At 75.1% G+C, this 19,945-nt stretch carries 20 protein-coding genes; 9 read left to right on the top strand and 11 right to left on the bottom strand.

What is annotated here, in order from left to right:
* The first annotated feature begins 10 nt into the window (after positions 1–10).
* A complete protein-coding gene (locus tag DMB38_RS16660) occupies positions 11–910 on the top strand; it encodes an alpha/beta hydrolase (protein WP_125935863.1) in 900 nt (299 codons plus the stop codon).
* Positions 911–1,060: 150 nt separating this feature from the next.
* Here DMB38_RS16660 and DMB38_RS16665 read toward each other — a convergent pair whose 3' ends face one another.
* Genes DMB38_RS16665 through DMB38_RS16675 form a run of 3 tightly spaced genes read right to left on the bottom strand, consistent with a single transcriptional unit; the run spans position 1,061 to position 4,483 of the window.
* Positions 1,061–1,855, bottom strand: coding sequence for an ABC transporter permease subunit (locus DMB38_RS16665; RefSeq protein WP_240662307.1), 795 nt, complete (start codon positions 1,853–1,855; stop codon positions 1,061–1,063).
* Positions 1,856–1,895: 40 nt separating this feature from the next.
* The gene (locus DMB38_RS16670) at positions 1,896–3,545 is read right to left on the bottom strand and encodes an ABC transporter permease subunit (protein ID WP_240662309.1); all 1,650 of its coding nucleotides are present in this window, start codon (positions 3,543–3,545) and stop codon (positions 1,896–1,898) included.
* Positions 3,542–4,483 (bottom strand): ATP-binding cassette domain-containing protein, encoded by a 942-nt coding sequence (locus DMB38_RS16675; RefSeq protein ID WP_125935865.1) that lies wholly within the window; start codon positions 4,481–4,483, stop codon positions 3,542–3,544. The genes DMB38_RS16670 and DMB38_RS16675 overlap by 4 nt, the downstream gene beginning before the upstream one ends.
* A gap of 143 nt (positions 4,484–4,626) precedes the next feature.
* On the opposite strand from DMB38_RS16675, the gene DMB38_RS16680 reads away from it, so the two are divergent.
* The 3 genes from DMB38_RS16680 (at position 4,627) to DMB38_RS16690 (ending at position 7,319) form a co-directional block, all read left to right on the top strand.
* On the top strand, positions 4,627–5,877 hold the full coding sequence (locus tag DMB38_RS16680) for a histidine kinase (RefSeq protein WP_125935866.1): 1,251 nt from the start codon (positions 4,627–4,629) through the stop codon (positions 5,875–5,877).
* Positions 5,874–6,566, top strand: coding sequence for a response regulator transcription factor (locus tag DMB38_RS16685; protein ID WP_125935867.1), 693 nt, complete (start codon positions 5,874–5,876; stop codon positions 6,564–6,566). The genes DMB38_RS16680 and DMB38_RS16685 overlap by 4 nt, the downstream gene beginning before the upstream one ends.
* A gap of 72 nt (positions 6,567–6,638) precedes the next feature.
* A complete protein-coding gene (locus tag DMB38_RS16690) occupies positions 6,639–7,319 on the top strand; it encodes an HAD family hydrolase (protein WP_125935868.1) in 681 nt (226 codons plus the stop codon).
* A gap of 49 nt (positions 7,320–7,368) precedes the next feature.
* Here the strand turns inward: DMB38_RS16690 and DMB38_RS16695 are convergent, their stop codons facing one another.
* Positions 7,369–7,926: a GNAT family protein gene (locus tag DMB38_RS16695; protein ID WP_125935869.1), complete on the bottom strand. Its 558-nt coding sequence runs from the start codon at positions 7,924–7,926 to the stop codon at positions 7,369–7,371.
* Between the two features lie 64 nt (positions 7,927–7,990).
* Positions 7,991–8,935: a LysR family transcriptional regulator gene (locus DMB38_RS16700; protein WP_125935870.1), complete on the bottom strand. Its 945-nt coding sequence runs from the start codon at positions 8,933–8,935 to the stop codon at positions 7,991–7,993.
* 73 nt (positions 8,936–9,008) lie between these two features.
* Between DMB38_RS16700 and DMB38_RS16705 the strand changes: the two genes are divergently transcribed.
* The gene (locus DMB38_RS16705) at positions 9,009–10,130 is read left to right on the top strand and encodes a DMT family transporter (protein WP_125935871.1); all 1,122 of its coding nucleotides are present in this window, start codon (positions 9,009–9,011) and stop codon (positions 10,128–10,130) included.
* A 10-nt stretch (positions 10,131–10,140) separates the two neighbouring features.
* Positions 10,141–11,511 carry a serine hydrolase domain-containing protein gene (locus tag DMB38_RS16710; RefSeq protein ID WP_125935872.1) on the top strand — a complete coding sequence of 457 codons (1,371 nt, stop codon included), beginning with the start codon at positions 10,141–10,143 and terminating at the stop codon, positions 11,509–11,511.
* 96 nt (positions 11,512–11,607) lie between these two features.
* On the opposite strand, the gene DMB38_RS16715 is transcribed toward DMB38_RS16710, so the two are convergent.
* The 3 genes from DMB38_RS16715 to DMB38_RS16725 all read right to left on the bottom strand — a co-directional run bounded on the left by DMB38_RS16715 (position 11,608) and on the right by DMB38_RS16725 (position 13,960).
* Positions 11,608–12,762, bottom strand: coding sequence for a winged helix DNA-binding domain-containing protein (locus DMB38_RS16715; protein ID WP_164716021.1), 1,155 nt, complete (start codon positions 12,760–12,762; stop codon positions 11,608–11,610).
* 187 nt (positions 12,763–12,949) lie between these two features.
* Entirely contained in the window at positions 12,950–13,402 is a 453-nt protein-coding gene (locus DMB38_RS16720) for a GNAT family N-acetyltransferase (protein ID WP_125935873.1), read from the bottom strand.
* Between the two features lie 90 nt (positions 13,403–13,492).
* Complete coding sequence (locus DMB38_RS16725; RefSeq protein WP_125935874.1) at positions 13,493–13,960, bottom strand: MarR family transcriptional regulator; 468 nt, start codon at positions 13,958–13,960, stop codon at positions 13,493–13,495.
* A 169-nt stretch (positions 13,961–14,129) separates the two neighbouring features.
* On the opposite strand from DMB38_RS16725, the gene DMB38_RS16730 reads away from it, so the two are divergent.
* Positions 14,130–15,473, top strand: coding sequence for an MFS transporter (locus DMB38_RS16730; protein ID WP_125935875.1), 1,344 nt, complete (start codon positions 14,130–14,132; stop codon positions 15,471–15,473).
* Here the strand turns inward: DMB38_RS16730 and DMB38_RS16735 are convergent.
* Positions 15,430–15,807: a cupin domain-containing protein gene (locus DMB38_RS16735; RefSeq protein ID WP_125935876.1), complete on the bottom strand. Its 378-nt coding sequence runs from the start codon at positions 15,805–15,807 to the stop codon at positions 15,430–15,432. The genes DMB38_RS16730 and DMB38_RS16735 overlap by 44 nt on opposite strands.
* Positions 15,808–15,876: 69 nt before the next feature.
* Here DMB38_RS16735 and DMB38_RS16740 point away from each other — a divergent pair, with 69 nt between their 5' ends.
* A complete protein-coding gene (locus DMB38_RS16740; protein WP_125935877.1) occupies positions 15,877–16,350 on the top strand; it encodes a MarR family transcriptional regulator in 474 nt (157 codons plus the stop codon).
* Between the two features lie 103 nt (positions 16,351–16,453).
* Here the strand turns inward: DMB38_RS16740 and DMB38_RS16745 are convergent, their stop codons facing one another.
* Positions 16,454–17,122, bottom strand: coding sequence for a winged helix-turn-helix transcriptional regulator (locus tag DMB38_RS16745; RefSeq protein ID WP_047016747.1), 669 nt, complete (start codon positions 17,120–17,122; stop codon positions 16,454–16,456).
* A gap of 102 nt (positions 17,123–17,224) precedes the next feature.
* On the opposite strand from DMB38_RS16745, the gene DMB38_RS16750 reads away from it, so the two are divergent.
* Entirely contained in the window at positions 17,225–18,121 is an 897-nt protein-coding gene (locus DMB38_RS16750; RefSeq protein WP_125935878.1) for an alpha/beta hydrolase, read from the top strand.
* Between the two features lie 73 nt (positions 18,122–18,194).
* On the opposite strand, the gene DMB38_RS16755 is transcribed toward DMB38_RS16750, so the two are convergent.
* Complete coding sequence (locus DMB38_RS16755) at positions 18,195–19,775, bottom strand: VWA domain-containing protein (protein ID WP_125935879.1); 1,581 nt, start codon at positions 19,773–19,775, stop codon at positions 18,195–18,197.
* Positions 19,776–19,945 lie beyond the last annotated feature (170 nt).

Below are 19,945 nucleotides of genomic sequence, written 5' to 3' on the forward strand. Positions count from 1 at the left end.
GCGTGCGGAGATGGGCGGTGAGGGCACGGGACGGACGGGCGGCGGGGTCGTGGCCGCCGGGGACGGGGCGCGGCTGTGGGCCGTGCGGCAGGGGGACGGCGCGGTGCCGGTGGTGTTCTGCCACGGCGGGCCGGGGCTGTGGGACACCCTCGGGGACGTCGCGGAGCTGCTGGCCGGGGCGGCGGCCCCGTACCGGTGGGACCAGCGCGGGTGCGGGCGTTCGGAGGGGCGGGACGGGCCGTTCACGATGGCGCGCGCGATCGCCGATCTCGACGCCGTACGGGCGCACTTCGGGCTGGCGCGCCCGGTGCTCCTCGGGCACTCGTGGGGCGCGAGCCTGGCCCTGCGGTACGCGCTGGCGCACCCCGAGCGGGTGGGCGGGCTCGTCTACGTGTCGGGCACCGGCATCGACCCGCAGGAGACCTGGCGCCCCGCGTTCCTCGGGAACTTCGACGCCGCGCTCGGCACCCGGGCGCCGCGGCTGCGGGAGCTGTGGAGGCGGGCGCGGGGCGGCGGCCGGGGCACGGCGGAGGAGCGGCAGGCGTGCGTGCTGCAGTGGTCGGCGGACTTCGTACCGCCCGCGGGTCCGCGGGCGGTGGCGGAGGCGGAGCGGATGGCGACGCCCTTCTTCGGGGTGAACGCCGAGGCGAACGCGGCGCTCGTCGCCGAGGAGGGGAAGGAGCTGGGATCGGCCGGCCTCCGTGCGAGGTGTGCGGAGTTGGACGTGCCGGTGCTGGTCGTGGACGGGGAGGCGGACATCCGGCCGCGGGCGGCGGTGGATTCGCTGGTGGCGGCGCTGCCGCGGGTGGAGCGGGTGGTGCTGGCCGGGGCGGGACACCTGCCGTGGACGGAGGCGCCTGCGGAGTTCGGGGAGGCGGTGACGGGGTTCCTGGAGGGGGTGCGGGCGTGACGTGGGGATGACGGCCGGGCTCGTACGGGCCCATGGGCTCCGTACGGCCAGGGCCACAGGCGCGCACGACCGGCCGCCGGGCTCGTATGAGCCGGGCACGCGGCCGGGCCGAGGCCGCGCGGGTCCCGGGCGTCCGGGCTTGGTCCCGTCTCACGCGTCCCTGCGGTGGAGCACCGCCGCGCCCAGTGCCAGCGCCGCCGCCGACCACGCCGCCAGTACCCCCAGACCCGCCCACGGTCCGATCGGCAACTCCGCCGTCTCCACCGTCGACTGGACCGCGAGCCCCGCCGACGCCGGCCCGTACCGCTGGAACCGCTCGACCCACTCCGGATCCGACAGCATCCCCGCCACCAGGGGCGACGCGTACAGCACCCCCAGGCACGCCGCCACCGCACCCGCCGTGTCGCGCAGCGCCGCGCCCAGGCCCAGCGCCAGCAACGCGACCAGCACCAGGTACAGCGCCGTCCCGAAGCCGGCCCGCAGCACCGGCCCCGCCCCCGGGTCGTACGCGGTGAAGCCGGCCGGCACCAGCGCCCGCCCCGCGAGCAGCGCGCCCAGCACCCCCGCGCCGCCCGCGACCAGCACCGCGGCGCCGACCACCGCGGACTTCGCGGCGAGTACCCGCAGCCGGCCGGGTACGGCGGTGAACGTCGTGCGGATCGTGCCCGTGCCGTACTCCGCCGTGAACGCCAGCGACGCGAGCACCACCACCGCCGCCTGCCCGGCCCAGACGCCCGCCAGGCTGGTCCTCACGACGTCCTCACGGCAGCCGGCCGGCGGGCAGTGCGCCGTGGACAGCCCGCTGACCGCGCCCGCGCCGACCGCCGCGGTGACGGCGGCCACGGCGAGGAGGAGCCACCAGGTGCTGGGGACGGTACGCAGCTTGGTCCATTCCGCGCGCGCCGCGTACCCCGTGTCCCGTACGCCCACGTACACCGCCCGCACACCGGGCCCATGCCGCCGCCCCCGCCGCCCGAGCCCACCCTCACGCATCGCGCCGCCGCAGCCGCCACGCCGCCAGTGCCAGCGCCACCGCCGCCCATGCCGCCAGCACCCCGAGCCCCGCCCACGGCCCCTGCGGCATGCACCCGTCCTCCGGCAGGCACACCGTCTCCACCTGCTCGTACCGCGGCGTCGTGCTCTGCACCCCGAATCCCGCCACCGGCGTCACCCGGAACAGCCACTCCACCGCCCCCAGCGGCAGTCCCCCGCCCAGCACCAGCGGCAGCACGAAGAGCACCACGACGATCGTCACCGCCGCCGCCGTGTGCCGCAGCAGCGCCCCGAGCCCGAGCGCGAAGAGCGCCACCAGCGCCAGCAGCAGCCCCGTGCCCACCACCGCCCGCAGCGCGGGACCGTCCGCCAGCGACACCTCCGGGAACCGCGGCGGCCGGTGCCCGCCCTCCCGCAACGCCCGCTGCCCCACCAGGAACGACGCCACCGCCGCCACCAGCCCCGCCGCGAACGCGACCGCCGCGAGCACCGTCCCCTTCGCCGCCAGCACCCGCCCGCGGCGCGGCCCGGCGGTGAACGTCGTACGGATCATGCCGCGCTTGTACTCGGCGGTGATGAACAGCACGCCCAGCGCCGCGAACGCGATCAGCCCGACCTGCGCCCCCGCCAGGCTCATCCAGGTCAGGTCCCCGGCGGGCGGGAGCGGGCCGATGTCGCCGGAGCCGGTGACGGTGAACGTGCCGCCGGCGCGCTCGGTGCCGCCGGCCGGGCCGTTCGCCGCCGCCGGTCCGGACGCCGGCCCGACGGCCTCGTCCCGCCAGTCCGTACGCCCCTCAATGCTCCCCGCGCCGCCGGAACCGCCCCCTTCGAGGCGTACGTTGTCGAACACCCCCGTCGCCGCACTCGGCCCCGCCCCGATGCTCAGCGACCCGAACGACCGCTCCACCCGCACCGTCTCCGGCGCCGCCACGAACAGCCCCGCCCGCGCCGTGTCCGGCAGCCCGGCCGCGGGCACGCTGCCGACCTCGCGCCAGCGTTCGCCGTCGGCGGACTCGTAGCCGGTCAGCCGGTCGCCCTCGCGCACCAGCCGCAGCCACACCGGAGCGTCCCCGGCCACGGCGCCGCCGGCGACGTCGTGCTCGAACCCGTACTGCAGCCGCACCCCGTGCCCGGCCGTGCGCATCAGCGCCACGTACGGACTCCCCGGCTCCGTGCCCGCCTTCACGATCACACCGGCCTTCGCCCACGGCGCGTCCGTGCCCTCGCCCAGCGTCAGGTCCGTCACCCGAGCCGTCACGCTGCCGTCGCCGGTCAGCGGCCGGTGCACGAAGCGGAACGAGTCCGCGACCCGCGCCGCCGCTTCCGTAGCGGAGCCGCCGCCGTCGCCGGACGTGGCAGTCTCGCTGCCGCCCGCCGCCACCAGCGACACCAGCACCGTCACGGCCACGCCCGCGAGCAGCGTGAGCAGCCACCGGTCGACACTGCGCAGTTTCGTGAACTCGGCGCGCAGCAACTGCCAGAAGCCGGCACGCGCGGGCGGCAGCTTCGAGCGGTACGGAGCCACACCCCCGGCACCCGCCCGCGCCCCCGAACCGCCGCCCGCGCCCGAGTCCGCGCCCGTCCCCGTACCCGAACCCGTGTCCGCGCCCGTCTCCGTACCGGAACCGATACCCGTACTCACAGCGGACCCTCCCCCTCCGGGCCGGCGGCGAACTCCGCCTCGCCGCGCGTCAGCTCCATGTACGCCTCCTCCAGCGACGCCCGGTGCGCCGCCAGTTCCGAGAACGGCACCGCCTCCGCGCCCAGCAGCTCCGCCACCCGCTCCGCCGGCAGCCCCGACACCGTCAGCGACTGACGGCCCGTCGCCGCCACCGTCGCCCCCGCCGCCGCCAGCACCGTCATCGCCCGCTCCCGCGCCCCCGTACGCAGCGCGACCCTGCTGTCGGACGCCGCCGCCAGCGCCTCGGCCACCGGCATGTCCGCGACGAGCCGGCCGCGGCCGATGACCACGAGGTGGTCCGCAGTGTCCTCCAGTTCGCTCATCAGATGGCTGGAGACGAGCACCGCCCGGCCCTCCGCCGCCAGCCGGCGCAGAAAGCCGCGTATCCAGCGGATGCCCTCCGGATCCAGGCCGTTGACCGGCTCGTCGAAGAGCAGCACCGGCGGGTCGCCGAGGAGCGCGGCGGCGATGCCGAGGCGCTGGCGCATCCCCAGCGAGTAGCCGCCGGCCCGCCGCCGCCCCGCCGACGCCAGACCCACCTGCTCCAGCAACTCGTCGACGCGGCGCGGCGGCAGCCCGTGCGAGTGCGCCAGCCACAGCAGGTGGTCGCGCCCGCGCCTGCTGGGGTGCACCGCCGCCGCGTCGAGCGCGGCGCCGACGTGCTGCAGCGGGCGGCGCAGCGCCGCGTACGGGCGGCCCCCGACCAGCGCGCTGCCCGCGTCCGGGGCGTCGAGGCCCAGGACGATGCGCATGGTGGTGGACTTCCCGGCCCCGTTGGGGCCGACGAACCCGGTGACCTGACCGGGCACGACCGTGAACGACAGGCCGTCCACGGCGGCGACGGGACCGAAGCGCTTGCGCAGCTCCCGGACCTCGATGGTTGCTTCTGACGCTGCCATGGTGAGGAGGCTACGAACCGGGCGGCGGGCCGGTCGTCACGCGGGGGAGGAGTCTTGCGGGCGGCGGGGTAGCTCGTGTGGGGGACGCGATCGTCCAGGGCGGGAGGGACGCCGGAAGGGGCGTACGCAGGGACAATGGCGGGGTGACGGGAGCACGGGGGGAGTGGGCGGGGGGCAGGGGTGTGCGCCGCCTCGCCTCCTCCCCCGACGGGCCCGTCGCCGCCGCCGCGCTCCTCACCCTCCTCGCCGCCGTCGACACCGTCCTGCGCGCAGGCGCAGGCGACCGCCTCACCGCCGCCCTGCTCCTCGCCTTCGGCGCCACCGCCCCCGTCGCGCTGCTACGCACCCACCCCGCCCCCGCCGCCGTCCTCACCACCGCCGCGAACGCCCCGCTCGCCGCCCTCCTCGGCGCCCCCGTCGCCGCAGGCGTCGCCGCCCAGGCGCTCCTCCTGCACCGCCTCGCCCGCCACGGCGCCCGCCGCGCCCGCGCCCTCGCCGTCCTCCTCGTGCTGCCGCTCGCCGGCTACGCGGTCGGCGACCCCGGTACCGCGGCAGGCGGCCGGCTCGACGCCGCCGGCCGGCTGCTCGCCGTGGCCGCCGCCGTCCTCCTCGCCGCCGCCACCGCCACCGGCCTCGCCCGCCGCGCCCGCAGCACCGCCGCCGCGCACAGCGCCACCGAACGCGCCATCGCGCACACCCTCTACGAGCACGCCGCCCGCGGCGAACGCGCCCGCATCGCACGCGAACTCCACGACGTCGTCGCCCACCACATCTCGATGATCTCCGTGCAGGCGGAAACCGCCCGCCTCACCACCCCCGGCCTCCCCGACGAAGGCGCCCGCCGGCTCCGCGACATCGGCGACACCGCCCGCACCGCCCTCACCGAGATGCGCCGCCTCCTCGGCGTCCTGCGCGAAGACGCCGGCGCCGCCACCGCGGAACGCCGCCCCCCGCCCGGCCTCGCCCAGCTCAACGAACTCCTCGACGGCGCCCGCGACGCCGCGGGGGCCGCCGTCCGGCTCATCGTCAGCGGCGCCGTACGCCCCCTCGGCACGGGCATCGAGCTCACCGCGTACCGCATCGTGCAGGAAGCCCTCACCAACGCCCGCCGGCACGCCCCCGGCGCCGCCGTCGACGTCGAACTCCACTACACCGACACCGCCCTGCGCCTGCGCATCCGCGACAACGGCCCGGGTCCGGGTCCTGGTCCGGATCCCGGCCACGGCCTTCATCCGGGCCCCGCGGGCGGCGGGCACGGGCTGCCCGGCATGCGCGAACGCGCCGCCGCCGTCGGCGGCCGGCTCCGCAGCGGGCCCGCCGCGGGCGGCGGCTTCCTCCTCGAAGCGACGCTCCCCGCACAGACCCGTACGAGCAGGGAGGAGAGCGCCGCATGACCGGCACCGCGGACACGGACACCGTGCGCGTCGTCGTCGCCGACGACCACGAAGTCGTACGCGCCGGCTTCGCCGGACTCCTCGCCACCCAGCCCGACTTCGACGTCGTCGGCACCGCGCACGACGGCGCGGACGCGGTCCGCGTCTGCCGCGCCCGGCGGCCCGACGTCGTACTCATGGACGTCCGCATGCCCGGCGTCGACGGCATCGAGGCCACCGCCCGCCTCACCGCGGACCCGCCGCACCCGAAGGTGCTCATCCTCACCACCTTCGACCTCGACGAGTACGTCTACGACGCCCTCGCCGCCGGCGCCAGCGGCTTCCTGCTCAAGGACGTCACGGCGGAGCGGCTCTTCGACGCGGTGCGCGTGGTCGCGGCCGGCGAGGCGCTGCTCGCGCCGGGGGTCACGCGGCGGCTGATCGCCGAGTTCGCGCGGCTGCGCGCCGCGCGGCCGGAACGCGACGCGGCGGCGGCGCCGCTGGCCGCGCTGACGCCGCGCGAGACGGAGGTGCTGCGGCTCCTCGCCGAGGGCCTGTCCAATCCGGAACTCGCCGCCCGCCTGCACGTCGGCGAGGAAACGGTGAAGACGCACGTCAGCCGGCTGCTGGCGAAGCTCGGGCTGCGGGACCGCACGCAGGCGGTGGTCATGGCGTACGAAACGGGCCTCGTCGTCCCCGGCAGCCGCTGACGCCCCCGGGCCACTGCCCCGGGGCCCCGGCCGCACCGCCCGTACGGGCACGGCTCGGCTAGCCTCGTGACCATGCCCGGAGCCATCGAACTCGTGATATTCGACTGCGACGGAGTCCTCGTCGACTCCGAGCGCATCGCCGCCGCCGCGCAGGTCACCGTGGGGGCGGAACTCGGCTGGCCGCTCACCGAAGCCGACGCCGTCGAACTCTTCATGGGCAAGTCCCAGGAATCCGTCGGCGCCATGGTCGTCGAACGCCTCGGCCCGGGCACCGACGAGACCTGGCGCACCCGCTACTACGAGGAGTTCTTCGCCGGCCTCGACCGCCTCGAAGCCGTACCGGGCGTCGTCGACGCGCTCGACGCCCTCGCCGCCGCCGGCCTGCCCACCTGCGTCGCGTCCAGCGGCGGGCACGAGCGGATGCGCCACACCCTCGGCAGGACCGGGCTGTGGGACCGCTTCGCCGGACGCATCTACTCCGCCACCGACGTCGGCGGCCGCGGCAAACCCGCACCCGACCTCTTCCTGCACGCGGCCCGGGAGATGGGCTACGCGCCGCGGGCGTGCGCGGTGGTGGAGGACAGCCGCTACGGGGTCCAGGCGGCGCGCGCCGCGGGCATGCGCGCGTACGGCTTCACCGGCGGGCTGTCCCCGGCCGACTGGCTGGCGGGGCCGGACACCGTGCTCTTCGACGACATGCGCAAGCTGCCGGTCCTGCTGGAGTCGGCGGGCACGGCGGGCACGGCGGACTGAGGACGCGGGGCGGACCGGCGAAGGGACGGCCCGTACGAGCAGGAAACCCCTACGCCTCCTGCCCTTTGCCCCACTCGGACGCCAGCACCGACCACACCTCCGTGTCCTGCCGCACCCCCCGGTAGGGGTGCTTGGCGCGCAGCACCGCGTCGCGGCTCATGCCGAGGCGCTGGGCGACCTTGATGCTCGGGGTGTTCTCCGCGGAGACGAGCCACTCCACCCGCTCGACGCCGCGCTCGTGCACCGCCCAGTCGATGATCACGCGTGCGGCGCGCGTGACCAGCCCGCGGCCGGCCGCCGCGGGCTCCAGCCAGCAACCCGCCTCGCAGGTGCGCTGCCGCGCGTCGAAGACACGGAAGAGGACGCCGCCGACGAGGAGGCCGTCGAGCCAGATCCCGTAGAGGCGGCCGGAGTCGGAGGCGGCCTTGTCGGCGTAGGACTGGAGCCAGGCGCGGGTGGACTCGAGGTCGGCGGTGGCGTCGGGGAGGCCGACGTGGCGGCCGATGAACTCGCGCCCGCGGTCCATGTGGGCGAGGAACTCCCCGGCCTGCCACGGCTCCAGCGGCCGCAGCTCGGCACCGTCGTCACCCAGGGATATCGCGAACATCGGTCCTCCAGTGGCTGTGCTCCGTACGGTGATCCTCGCACGGGCCACCGACAGGTCCCGCAGGTCATCCGCCCGCGGGCTCCGTCCGCGCCGCCTCCGCCTGCCCCGCCTCCGCGAGGGCGGCGACACACGCCCGTACCGCCGGACTCTCGCCCCGGGACCGCCACGCGGCCTGCACCGTACGCCGCACCGCGGGCCGCACCGGCAGGAACCGCACCCCGGGCGGGCACGGCCGCTGCGCCATCTCCGGTACGAGCGACACGCACAGCCCGCCCCGGACGAGGGCGAGCAGCGTGGCGTACTCCGTCACCTGGTACCGCACCTCCGGCTCCAGGCCCACCTCGCGCAGCGCCTGCGTCAGCCCCTCGTACGGCTCGGTGCCGACCGGACAACTCGCCCACACCGCCGCCCCGGTCGGATGGGCGAGGCCGCCCAGCTCGGCGAGGCCGACGCGCTCGCGGCCGGCCAGCGGATGGGCGTCCGGGACCGCCAACTGCACGTCCTCGACCACCAGCGTCCGCACCGCCAGCCCCTGCGGCAACCGGATCGGCCGGCTGCTCCAGCTCTCGATGAGCAGCAGATCCAGCTCCCCGCCGACCAGCCGGGGCACCAGCTCGACGACCTCGCCGTCGACGACGGTGGGGGTGAGCCGCGGATGGGAGGCGGTGAGGGCGGTGAGCACCTCGGGCAGCAGCGCACGCAGCGAACTGCCGACGCCGCCGAGGCGCAGCGGGCCGAGGATCTCGTCCTGCAGATCGGCGAGATCCGCCTCGGCCTCGGCGACCTGCGCACACACCCGGGCGGCATGCGCGGCGAGCACCTGTCCCGCGTGGGTGAGGCGGACGCTGCGCCCGTACGGCTCCAGGAGCCGGTGCCCGGACTCGCGCTCCAGCTTGGCGAGCTGCTGCGAGACACCGGAGGCGGTGACGTGCAGCGATTCGGCGGCACGCGCGATGGTGCCGTGGACGGCGACGGCGTCGAGGGCACGGAGGCGCTCCAGGCTGAACACAAAGCGATGCTAACGCTTGCGGCTAACGAATCATCGCTTTTTCTTGTGGGAGCGGGCAGGCAGAGTGAGGAGCATGCGAGTCGACGGGGAGAGCCAGGACAGCCAGGGGGACATACCGTTCGAAAGCCGGCCGGCCGGCAAGTCCGTCGCCCGGGACGACGAGTGGAGCCGCGACGGGGGCGCCGCCCGGAGCCTCGCCCAAGGCCATGCCCCGGACCTCGACCGGGGCCTCGCCCAGGGCCTCCTCACCCGGCTGGCCACCCCGGCGACGATGGTCATCGGCGGCTCGGCGTGCATCTCGCTGTCGGCGATCTTCGTGAAGCTCTCCGACGTGAACGCCGGCACCGCCGCCTTCCTGCGCTGCCTGCTGGCGTTGCTGCTGCTCGCCCCGCTGGCGGCCGTCGAACTCCGCCGCCTCGGCCCCCGGGCCCGGCGCCCGGTGCTCACGGACCTGGCGGCGGGGCTGCTGCTCGGCGTCGACTTCGTGTTCTGGGCGGCGAGCATCAGGGACGTCGGTGCGTCCATCGCGACCGTGCTGCTCAACATCCAGGTGATCGTCTTCCCGCTGCTGGCCCGCCTCCTCACCCGTACGCCGCTGCCGCGCGGCTTCTGGCTCACGGCGCCGGTGCTGCTCGCCGGGGTGGCGCTCGCGGGCGGCGCGATCGGCGACCCGGAACCGGGCAGCAACCCCGTCACCGGCATCGTCTACGGCACCGCCGCGGGGGTCGCCTTCGCCGCCTACCTCTTCCTCACCCGCCTGGCCGGCACCCGCCCCCGCACGAACCCTTCCGCTCCCTCCCCTCCCCGCCCGCACATCGCCGTGCCGGTGTGCACCGCGACGTTCTCCGCCGCCATCGCCTCCGGCGTCCTCGGCGCGCTGTGGACCGGTATCGATCCGATGCCCGAGCCCGCCGCCCTCGGCTGGCTGGCCGCGCTGGCCGCGCTCGGCCAGGTCCTCGCCCTGCTCCTCATCACCCCCGCTCTGCCGCGGCTCGCCCCGGCCACCGGGGCGGCGCTGCTCCTGCTGCAGCCGGTGCTCGCCATCGCCACCGCCGTCGCGTTCCTCGGCGAGCGGCCCACGGCGACGCAGTACGCCGGCTGCGTGCTGGTGATCGCCACCGTCTGGTACGCCACCCGCGCCGCCGCCGGCCGCAGCGCCGAAACTCCCGCGCTCCGCACCAGGGGCCGCGGCTAGGCTGCGCCCCATGCCGCCGTATGAGGACGCCCTGCTTCCCGCCACCGCCCGCGCCCTGCGCCACCGGCTCGCGGTCGGGCAGCGCGAGGGACGCACGCCTTCGCTCGTCGCGGCCGTCGTACGCGACGGGGAGACCGTCTGGTCCGGCGCCCGCTCGATGGTCGACGGGCACGAGCCGACCACCGACACCCAGTACCGCATCGGCTCGATCACCAAGACGTTCGTCGCCGTGCTGGTGCTCCGGCTGCGCGACGAGGGCCTTCTCGACCTCGCCGATCCGCTGGGCAAGCACGTCCCCGGCACTCAGGCCCCCGCGGTGACCATCGCTCAACTCCTCTCTCACAGCTCCGGTATCGGCGCCGAGCCCCGCGGTCCCTGGTGGGAGCGGACCCCGGGCACGCTCCGCCCCGAGCTCGGTGAACTCTTCGACGGCGACCCCGCCCGCCACCCGGCGGGCCGCCGGTACCACTACTCCAACCCCGGCTTCGCGTACCTCGGGGCGGTCGTCGAGGCTCTGCGCGGCGCACCGTGGGGCGACGTGCTGCGACGCGAGCTGCTGGAGCCGCTGGACCTGCGGCGTACGACACTGCTGCCCGAGGCCCCGCACGCCGGCGGGTTCGCCGTCCATCCGTGGGCCGACGTCATGCAGCCCGAGCCGTTGCACGACACCGGCCGGATGGCCCCCGCGGGCCAGTTGTGGTCCACGGTCGGCGACCTGGCCCGGTTCGCGGCCTTCCTCGTACGCGGCGACGACCGGGTGCTCTGCGCCGGCACGCTGGCGGAGATGCGCACCCCCGCCGTTGCCCCCGAGGCCGCGCCGTGGGACAGCGGGTACGGGCTGGGCATGCAGCTCATCCGGCGCGACGGCACGGTGCTCGCCGGCCACACCGGCTCCATGCCCGGGTTCCTCGCCTGCCTCCTTTCCGATGTCCACGAGGACGTGAGCGCGGTCGTCCTCACGAACGTCACTTCCGGTGTGTCCGTCTCCGGTCTGGCCTCCGATCTGATCGGCACCGTGCTGCGGCACGAGCCGCGCATCCCCGAGCCCTGGCGTCCGCTGGCCGCGGAGGCGGTGGATCCGGAGCTGCTCGCCCTCACGGGCCCGTGGTACTGGGGCGCGAACCCGCACGTGCTGCGGCTGAAGGAGGACCGGTGGCTGGACCTGGGGCCGCTGACCGGCAACGGCTACGCCTCCCGGCTCCGCCCGGAGGCGGATGGCACGTGGACGGCGGTCGACGGCTACTGCGCCGGTGAGACGCTGCGGGTGGAGCGTGCGGCGGACGGCGAGGTGTCGCACCTCGACCTGGGCACCTTCGTCTTCACCCGCGAACCGTACGACCCGGACGCCCCCGTCCCCGGCGGCACCCGCGGCTGGACGTAGCCCGCTCCCGCCGCACCAGGACACGCGACACGGGACGCAGGTCGCCCCCGAAGGCCCGGCAGCAGACACGGGAGGCTCCGCCCCGATGGACGGCCCCTATGCGGCCAGTTCCTTCTCCAGCGGCGTACGGAACCTCGGCGTTATTCGGGCGTCGCCCACCCATGCCGCCAGCCGTTCGGCCTCCGCGGCCACCGCGCGCTCCGCCTCGCCGCCCACGTCCCTGAGCATCCGCCACACCACCTCTCCGTCCTCTCGTTGCGCCCAGCCGCCGACGACTTCGCCGTTCCACCACACCGTCGGCCCCACGTTGCCGCTGCCGTCGAAGAGCGCCTTGCGGTAGCCGGGGTCAAGGTGCCAGTCGCGTTCCTTCCAGCCCATCGGTGTCGGGTCGAGTCCCGGGAGCAGCGCCGCCCACGGCTCCGGCTGCGCGACCGGCTCGGTGTCGTCCGGCAGCACGAACCCCGTGCCCTCGTCCAGCTCCACCGCCACGGCGCCGGTCGCGGCCAGCGCCTTGCGCGCGGCGGTCTTCGTCCAGCCGGTCCACCACACGAGGTCCGCTTCGGTGGCCGGCCCGTACGCGTACAGCCAGCGTCTGGTCAGCTCCGTCTGCGCCTCGGCGACGTCCATGCCGCCGAAGTCCTCGCCGGGCGCCCATCGGAACTGGCTCGACGTCCATGACCCGCGCGGGTGCCCGCGGCGTATGTGCCCGTCGCAGGCGAGCATCCGCAGCACGCGCGTCGTCACGCCCTGCTGCGTCTCCTGGCGGCTGCCGGGGAAGACCGTGATCTTCGTGCGCAGCAGCGGCTCGGCGGCGGATATCTCGCTGCCGGTCGCCTCGCCCTTGTCTTTGAGCACGGCCAGCGCGGCGGCCTCGGCGCGCTGCAGCCACGCCTCGTCCAGGCCGTTCCAGTCCCTGAGGTGCTTGAGGAAGGTGGCGCGCTCGCGGGCCGCTATGGCGCGGGCCGCCGCCGCGTCCACGACGGGCGCCAGCTCGCGGCTGACCGCGAAGAGGGTGCGCCGCATGGACAGCAGCTTCACCAGCGCCACTTCCTCGTAGAGCGCGCGCTCGACGGGCGTGACTCCGGGCTCCCTCATCCGCGCGCAGGCGGAGAGGAAGACGGTCGCCGCGTCTGTCGCGTGCAGCGCCACGACCGCGTCGGCGGCGGCGACGGGCGAGGCCGCGCGGGCGGCCGGCGCCAGCGCATGCCGCACGCCGATACGGGCTCGTCGCTGCTCTGTCGTGATCTGCATAGTGGCAGTATGCCGAAGCTCACCCCGGCCCGCTCGGGCCTGTGGACAACTTCGGATCCTCCCCGCCGATACCCCTCTGACCAGGGGCGATCCGACGCAAGGGGCGAGTCCCTCCGGCCCGGGACCCGAACCCTCCGGCGGCCGGTTGCGAGCCCGCTGCGGCCCCGGTTCCGCCCCGGGTCACCCTCTACAGCATCCGCTTGAACCCCACGTGCGACGCCGCGAACCCCAGCCGCTCGTAGAAGCGGTGCGCGTCCGTGCGCGTAGCGTCGGACGTGAGCTGCACGACCGCGCACCCGCGCCGTCGCGCCTCCTCGACGGCCCACTCGATGAGCTGCGTCCCCAGCCCGCCCCCGCGCTCCTCGCGGTGCACGCGCACCGCTTCGATGAGCGCCCGCGTCGCGCCCCGCCGCGACAGCCCGGGGATGACGGTGAGTTGGACCGTACCGACGACGCGGCCGTCGCGTTCGGCGACGACGAGGTGCTGGCCGGGGTCGGCGTCGATGCGCACGAACGCGTCCTCGTACGGGGCGGGGTCATCGGGGGTCTCGCGGGTGGCGCCCAGGGGGTCGTCGGCGAGCATCGCCACGATGGCGGGCACGTCGGCGGCCGTCGCGCGCCGGATTGCCAGGTCGGTCATGCTGCCGACCCTACGCGTGCCGCCGGGGCGCGCCCCATGCCGTATGTGCCCGCCGCCGCCCTGCGCGCCGCCCCGCCGCCGTACGCGCTCCTATGTCGCGTACGCCGCAGGGGCGGGGGCCTCCAGTGCCTCCACCGCCGCCACCAGCGGCGCCAACTCCGGCCGCTTCGCGGCCTCGTCGAGCGCGGCGCGCAGGGATGCCTCGTATCCGGGCCTGGCTTCGGCGAGGAGGCGGCGGCCGGCGGGGGTGACCTCGGTGTAGATGCCGCGGCGGTCGTCCGGGCAGAGGTGGCGGCTGAGCAGGCCGCGGTCCTCGAGGCGGGTGACGAGGCGGGTGGTGGCGCTCTGGCTGAGGACGACGGTGTCGGCGAGCTGGTTCATGCGCAGGTGGAAGTCGTCCTGGCGGCTGAGGGCGTCCAGTACGGAGTACTCGCGGGCGCTCAGCCGGTGCGTGCGCTGGAGCGTGCGCTCCACGTAGGTCTCGATGCGGGCGTGCAGGGATGCCAGGGCCACCCAGCCCCGGGCCAGTTCGTCGAGCTGCTCGGCTGTGGCCGCCATGAGCGCCTCCGCGTCCCGTGAGTGCAGTGCGTGCGTACGCCGTCCTGGCTCCCAGGTTACTCCACCACCGCAATAGCCCGCGTTTGCAAGAATCGGCGTGCACAATTATTGTGGGCGCTTGGTAAATGGCAGCCCCCCGCACCCACCGCACCCACCGCAGGAGTCCCGCATGCCTCTCGCGCTGCTCGCGCTCGCCATCGGCGCCTTCGGGATCGGCACCACGGAGTTCGTCGTCATGGGCCTGCTGCCCGAGGTGGCCGACGAGTTCTCCGTCTCCATCCCCACCGCCGGCTGGCTCACCACCGGCTACGCCCTCGGCGTCTTCGGCGGCGCCCCGCTGCTCACCGCGCTCGGCACCCGCGTCTCGCGCAAGCGGATGCTGATGAGCCTCATGGGCCTCTTCATCGCAGGCAACGCCATCTCCGCGCTCGCGCCCGCCTTCGGCGTCCTGCTCGCAGGACGCATCGTCGCCTCGCTCGCGCACGGCGCGTTCTTCGGCATCGGCGCGGTCGTCGCCGCCGGGCTGGTCGCCCGGGACAAGCGGGCCGGGGCCATCGCGATGATGTTCACGGGACTGACCGTGGCCAACGTCGTCGGCGTCCCCGGCGGCACGCTCCTCGGGCAGACCGTCGGCTGGCGGGCCACGTTCCTCGCGGTCGCGGCGATCGGGGTCGTCGGGCTCGCGGGTGTGGCCAGGCTCGTACCTGACCTGCCGCAGACTTCCGGGGAGCCCTCCTCCCCCGGTGCCACCGGCCTCCGGCGCGAACTGGCCGCGTTCCTCAACGTCCAGGTGCTGCTGGCCATGGGCATGACCGTCGTCGGCTTCGGCGGGGTCTTCGCCGCGATCACCTACATCGCGCCGATGATGACCGAGGTCACCGGCTACGCCGACAGCTCCGTCACCTGGCTCCTCGTCCTCCTCGGCCTCGGCATGGTCGGCGGCAACCTGATCGGCGGGCGCTTCGCGGACCGCGCCCTGATGCCGATGCTGTACGTCGCACTGAGCGCCCTGACCGCGACGCTGGCGCTGTTCACGCTCACCGCGCACAGCAAGCCGGCGGCGGCCGTGAGCATCTTCCTCGTCGGGTTCTTCGGCTTCGCGACCGTGCCGCCGCTGCAGAAGCGGGTGCTGGACCAGGCCGCCGCCGCGCCCACTCTCGCCTCCGCCGTCAACGTCGGCGCGTTCAACCTCGGCAACGCCCTCGCCGCGTGGCTCGGCGGCCTCGTCATCTCCGCCGGCCTCGGCTACACCGCCCCCAACTGGGTCGGCGCCGCCCTCGCCGCCTCCGGCCTGGCCCTCGCGTTCCTCTCCGCAAGGCTGGAGCGCCGCGCGGCAGGCACCGCGGGTACGGCGACCGCCTCACGGACGGTACGGGTGGCGGGCAGTTCCGTACGCCCCGAAGGGAGCGACCCGCGGCAGGACCTGCCGGCCGTACGGGCCGAGGACAGCGCCGCCGCAGCGGCGCGCCCTACTCCGCCCAGGGCAGGGCGTGCCGCGCGCCGTCCTCGGTGACGGCGCTGCCGCCGGCCTCCATCGCCACCAGCGCCTCGACGGCGCCGGTCCCCTCGGCCGCGCCGAGCCGCCGCAGTACGCCGGACGGGAGCAGGACCGCCTGCCCGGCGGCGGCGGTCTCGGTACGGCCGTCGCAGGTCACGGTGAGCGAGCCGGATATGACCATCCAGACCTGCTCGCGGTCGATGGCGTGCACCGGCCCGGACCGGCCCGCGTCCATGCGCACCCGCCAGGTGCTGAGCGCGGTGCTGCCCTGGGAGGGGGTGGCAAGGGACTCCATGGAGGCGTTCGGGGTGGTGACGGTGCGGTCGGGGGCGGGAGTGATGACCTTCATGCGTGTAAAGCTCCTTTACTCGAATGGGTTGAGTAAAGGAGGTTTACTCAACCGTGTCAAGATGTCCCCGTGACCCGCGACCACGACAGCCCGCCGACGCCCGAGCTGCTGTTCCTGCTCGGCATGGCCTTCCAGCTCGTGCTCACCGAGTTCAACGAGCGGGTGGCCGCCGCCGGTTATCCCGACCTGCGACCGGTGCACGGCATGATCTTCCAGATCCTCGGCACCGACGGCGCCACCAGCAGCGAACTCGCCGCCCGGCTCGGCGTCACCAAACAGGCCGCCGGCCAGCTCGTCGACGACCTGGAGCACCGCGGCTACGTACTCCGCACCGCCCACCCCGCCGGCGGCCGCCGCAAGCTCGTCGTCCTCACCGACGCCGCCCGCCGGCACCTCCACATCGCCGGGGACGTCCTGCACGACCTCGAAGCCGAACTCGCCCGCCGCACGGGCACCGACACCCCCCTCCTCCGCACCGAACTCCTCCGCCTCGTCCACGGCCTGGCCGGCGACGACCTCCCCCCGCTGCGCCCCGTGTGGTGACACTGCGCCCGGCGGCACGGCGGCCGGCGCCCCGGAGTCAGGCCGACGACCGGAGCGGCGGCGGCCGAGGCGCCCGTCCGACACGGAGCGGCAGGCCGGGGCCTCAGCTCCGCTGGACCGCCTCGACCAGGCGCTCCATCACGTCCCCGTCACCCTCGACCGTCAGCTCTCCCGCTTCGACCGCCTCGGACAGCGGGCGCTCGTGGGACAGCACCGACTGCAGCGTGTCGTGGTCCGTGGTCACCGCGACGTCCGGGGACGGCGGCTCCTCGCCGCGCCGCACCGCGGTCAACTCGCCGTCGGCGACCTCCACCCGGTACACCTCGCGCTCCAGCTCTATGCGGTAGCTCGCCGACCACGCCGCGTGCGGCTGCGGCTGGAAGAAGGCGCGCAACCCGAGCAGCACGGTGTCGGAGGTCAGCACCCCCTCCAGCGGTATCACCGGGGAGCGCAGCCCCCACGTGCGCAAGGCGGCGAAGACCGGCTCCAGCTCGCTCCCCCACTCCGTCAGCTCGTACACCTTCGCCGAGGCGGGCGGCGGCAGCGCACGCCGGGCGAGCACGCCGAACCGCTCCAGATCGCGCAGGCGCTGGGAGAGCACGCTGGGCCCGATGCCGGGGAGCGCGGCCTGGAGGTCCGCGTAGCGGCGGGGGCCCAGACGCAGCTCGCGCACGACCAGCAGCGCCCAGCGCTCGCCGATCATGTCGAGCGCGTGGGCGATCGGGCACGCCTGCCCGTACGTCCGCCTCTCGTCGCCGCCGTCCCTCGCCATCTCCGCGCTCCTCCCACGTCCCCGAATTTCGCTACGAAAAATGTAGCACACACTTCGAGAAGTGTAGTAGCCTGCGGGAAAGCCAGGTGAGGGAGGCGAGTCATGAACGGCACGGCGGAAGTCCGGCCCGAGGCGGAGCGGTTGGTGCGGGTGGGGGAAGTCGACATCTGTACGCAGGCGTTCGGCGCTGCCGCGGATCCGCCGATTCTGCTGATCGGGGGCGCGGAGGCGTCGATGGACTGGTGGGAGGACGGCTTCTGCTCACGCCTGGCCGCGGCCGGGCGGTATGTCGTCCGCTTCGATACGCGCGACACGGGCCGGTCCACGACGTTCCCGGTCGGTGCGCCGACGTACGGCGGCGAGGATCTGATCGCCGACGTGATCGGGCTGCTCGACGCGCTCGGCCTCCGCTCCGCGCACCTCGTGGGCGTCTCGATGGGCGGCGGCATGGCGCAGGTCATCGCGGCGCGACATCCCGGCCGGGTCGGCTCGTTGACGCTGATCGCCACGAGCCCCGCGGCGCCGGGTGGGCCCGACCGCCCCGAGTTGCCGCCGATGAGCGACGAGCTGGCCCGGAAGTTCGCGGAGCCGCAGCCCGGGCCGGACTGGTCGGACCGCGAGTCGGTCCTCGCCTACTTCCTCGCCGGTGAACACACCTTCGCCGGCGCCATCCCGGTCGACGAGGAGCGTGTGCGCCGCGTCGCCGGGCGGGCCTTCGACCGCAGTCCCGTCCCCGCCGCTGCCGCCAACCACTGGCTGCTTGACGACGGAAAAGAGCAGGCCCCGCTCTCCCTTGGCGACATCACCGCGCCGACCCTCGTGCTCCACGGCACGGACGACCCCCTTTTCCCCTACGCCCACGGCGAGGCGCTGGCCCGCGAGATCCCGGGGGCCAGGCTCGTACCGCTGCGGGGGATGGGCCACCAGATGCCGCCCCCGGAGCTGTGGGACGCGGTCATAGCCGAGCTCGTCCCCCACACGGCCGCGGCCACCCGCTGACCGGTCCGGCGGCCCGAACGGGCCGGGCGGCTCGGCGGTGCTGTCCCTTGGTGGGAGTCGGGGGTGAGGAAGGTCAGAGGATGCGTGCGCTACGGGCGGCGGTGATCCAGCCCGGGAACTGGGAGAGGAGGCGGTCGTAAAGCTGGGGATCGGGGAGTCCGCTGATGTCGTCGACGGAGAAGAACCCGACGTTGTCGACGCGGCGGCCACCGAGGCTGTCGAACCGTTCCAGTACGCCGTAGTCGGAGGCTCCCAGGCCCACGAACTGCCAGAAGATCGGCTCCTCGACCGCTTCGCGCAGCTCGCGCTCGATCTCCGCGTTGCGGTAGACCCCGCCGTCCGAGAAGAACAGCACGAGTGTGGGATCGGGAGCGGGGTTCTCGCGGACGTAGGCGCGGACTTCGGCGATGACCTTCTGCTCTTCGTTCTGGATACCGACCATCCGCATGTCGACCTGGCCGTTCTCCAGGCCCTTGCGCTTCTTGCGGGGGCGGAAGAGAGCGAGCTGCCCGACCCGTACGTGCAGTCGCAGCCACTCGGGGAGATCCCCCAGCAGCAGGTCCGGAAGCCGGGCCGGATGGGAGGCGAACGTCCACGCCTGCATGGCCCCGTCGTCGTCCAGCTCGGCGGCGACCGCGGCCATGCGCTCGACGACGTCGGCGACGACGCCCTGGGCGTAGAGGCGGGTCATGGAGCCGGAGGCGTCCAGCACGACGATGACGCGCGCGGAGATATCCGCGGCCCCGTGCTTGCGCAGGCTGATGGCCACCTGCTCCTTACGGAGCGACAGCCGCTTGCGCATGTCGACGGGCAGGTTCTCCTCGCCCTTGACCAGCCGCGGCCCGCCGGACGCGGCGGGTGAGGCGGCCGGTGCCGGTGCGGGGTAGGCGCCTGGGGCGGGTGGCGCGGCGGCGGGAGCGGGGGCGGCCGGCGGATAGGGCGCGGGAGGCGGCGCGCCGGCGGGTGCCTGCGGCGCGGGCGCTGCCGGCGCAGGAGCCGGAGGCATGGGTGCCTGCGGGGCCGGGGGCGCCGGTGCTTGCGGAGCCGAGGGCGGCTGCGCGTGGGGCGGGGCGGGCGCTGCCGGCGCGACCGGGGGCGGGGTGGGGGAGGGAGGGGGCGGGGAGTCGTCGACCGTGATGCCGAAGTCGGTGGCCAGGCCGGCGAGTCCGGAGGCGTAGCCCTGGCCCACCGCGCGGAACTTCCAGCGGCCGCCGCGCAGATACAGTTCGCCGCCGACGAACGCCGTCTCCGTCGTCGCCTCCATGTCGAAGCGGGCGAGTTCGGCGCCCGTTGCGGCGTCCAGGAGCCGCAGCGACAGCCCGGGCACCTGGCCGAAGGTGCCGCCGTCGGCCGAGGCGCACAGGACGACGCGTTCGATGCCCGGCCCCAGGGAGTTCAGCAGCACCTCGACGGAGTCGGTGTAGCGGCCGCCCGCCTGCTGCTTGCCGAGGTGGGTGACCGCCTGGGAGGTGTGCTGCGGCTGGTTGTAGAAGACGAAGTCGCCGTCGTCGCGGACCCGGCCGGCGGCGGTGAGCAGCAGCGCCGAGGCGTCGACGTCGGGTACGCCGGGGCCTTCGGACCAGGAGAGTTCGGCGCGTACCGCGGGGGCGTCGACGGGCAGGTTGGCACCTTTGGCGAGCGGTGCGGTGGCCATGGACTCGATCCCTCTCCGATGCGGTCGGACGGCGGCTGTGGTTGCGGCTGTGGCGGTGGCCGTGGTTGCGGCTGTGGTGACGTATGCCGTGCGGCGCACGGCAGGCTGTGCGCGGCGCACCGTGGTTCCGTGGGGGACGCCCGGCGCCGCGGCGTGGTTCCGCGGCCGGT

It is taken from the genome of Streptomyces sp. WAC 06738, assembly GCF_003945505.1.
In the GTDB taxonomy this organism is placed as follows: Bacteria; Actinomycetota; Actinomycetes; order Streptomycetales; family Streptomycetaceae; genus Streptomyces.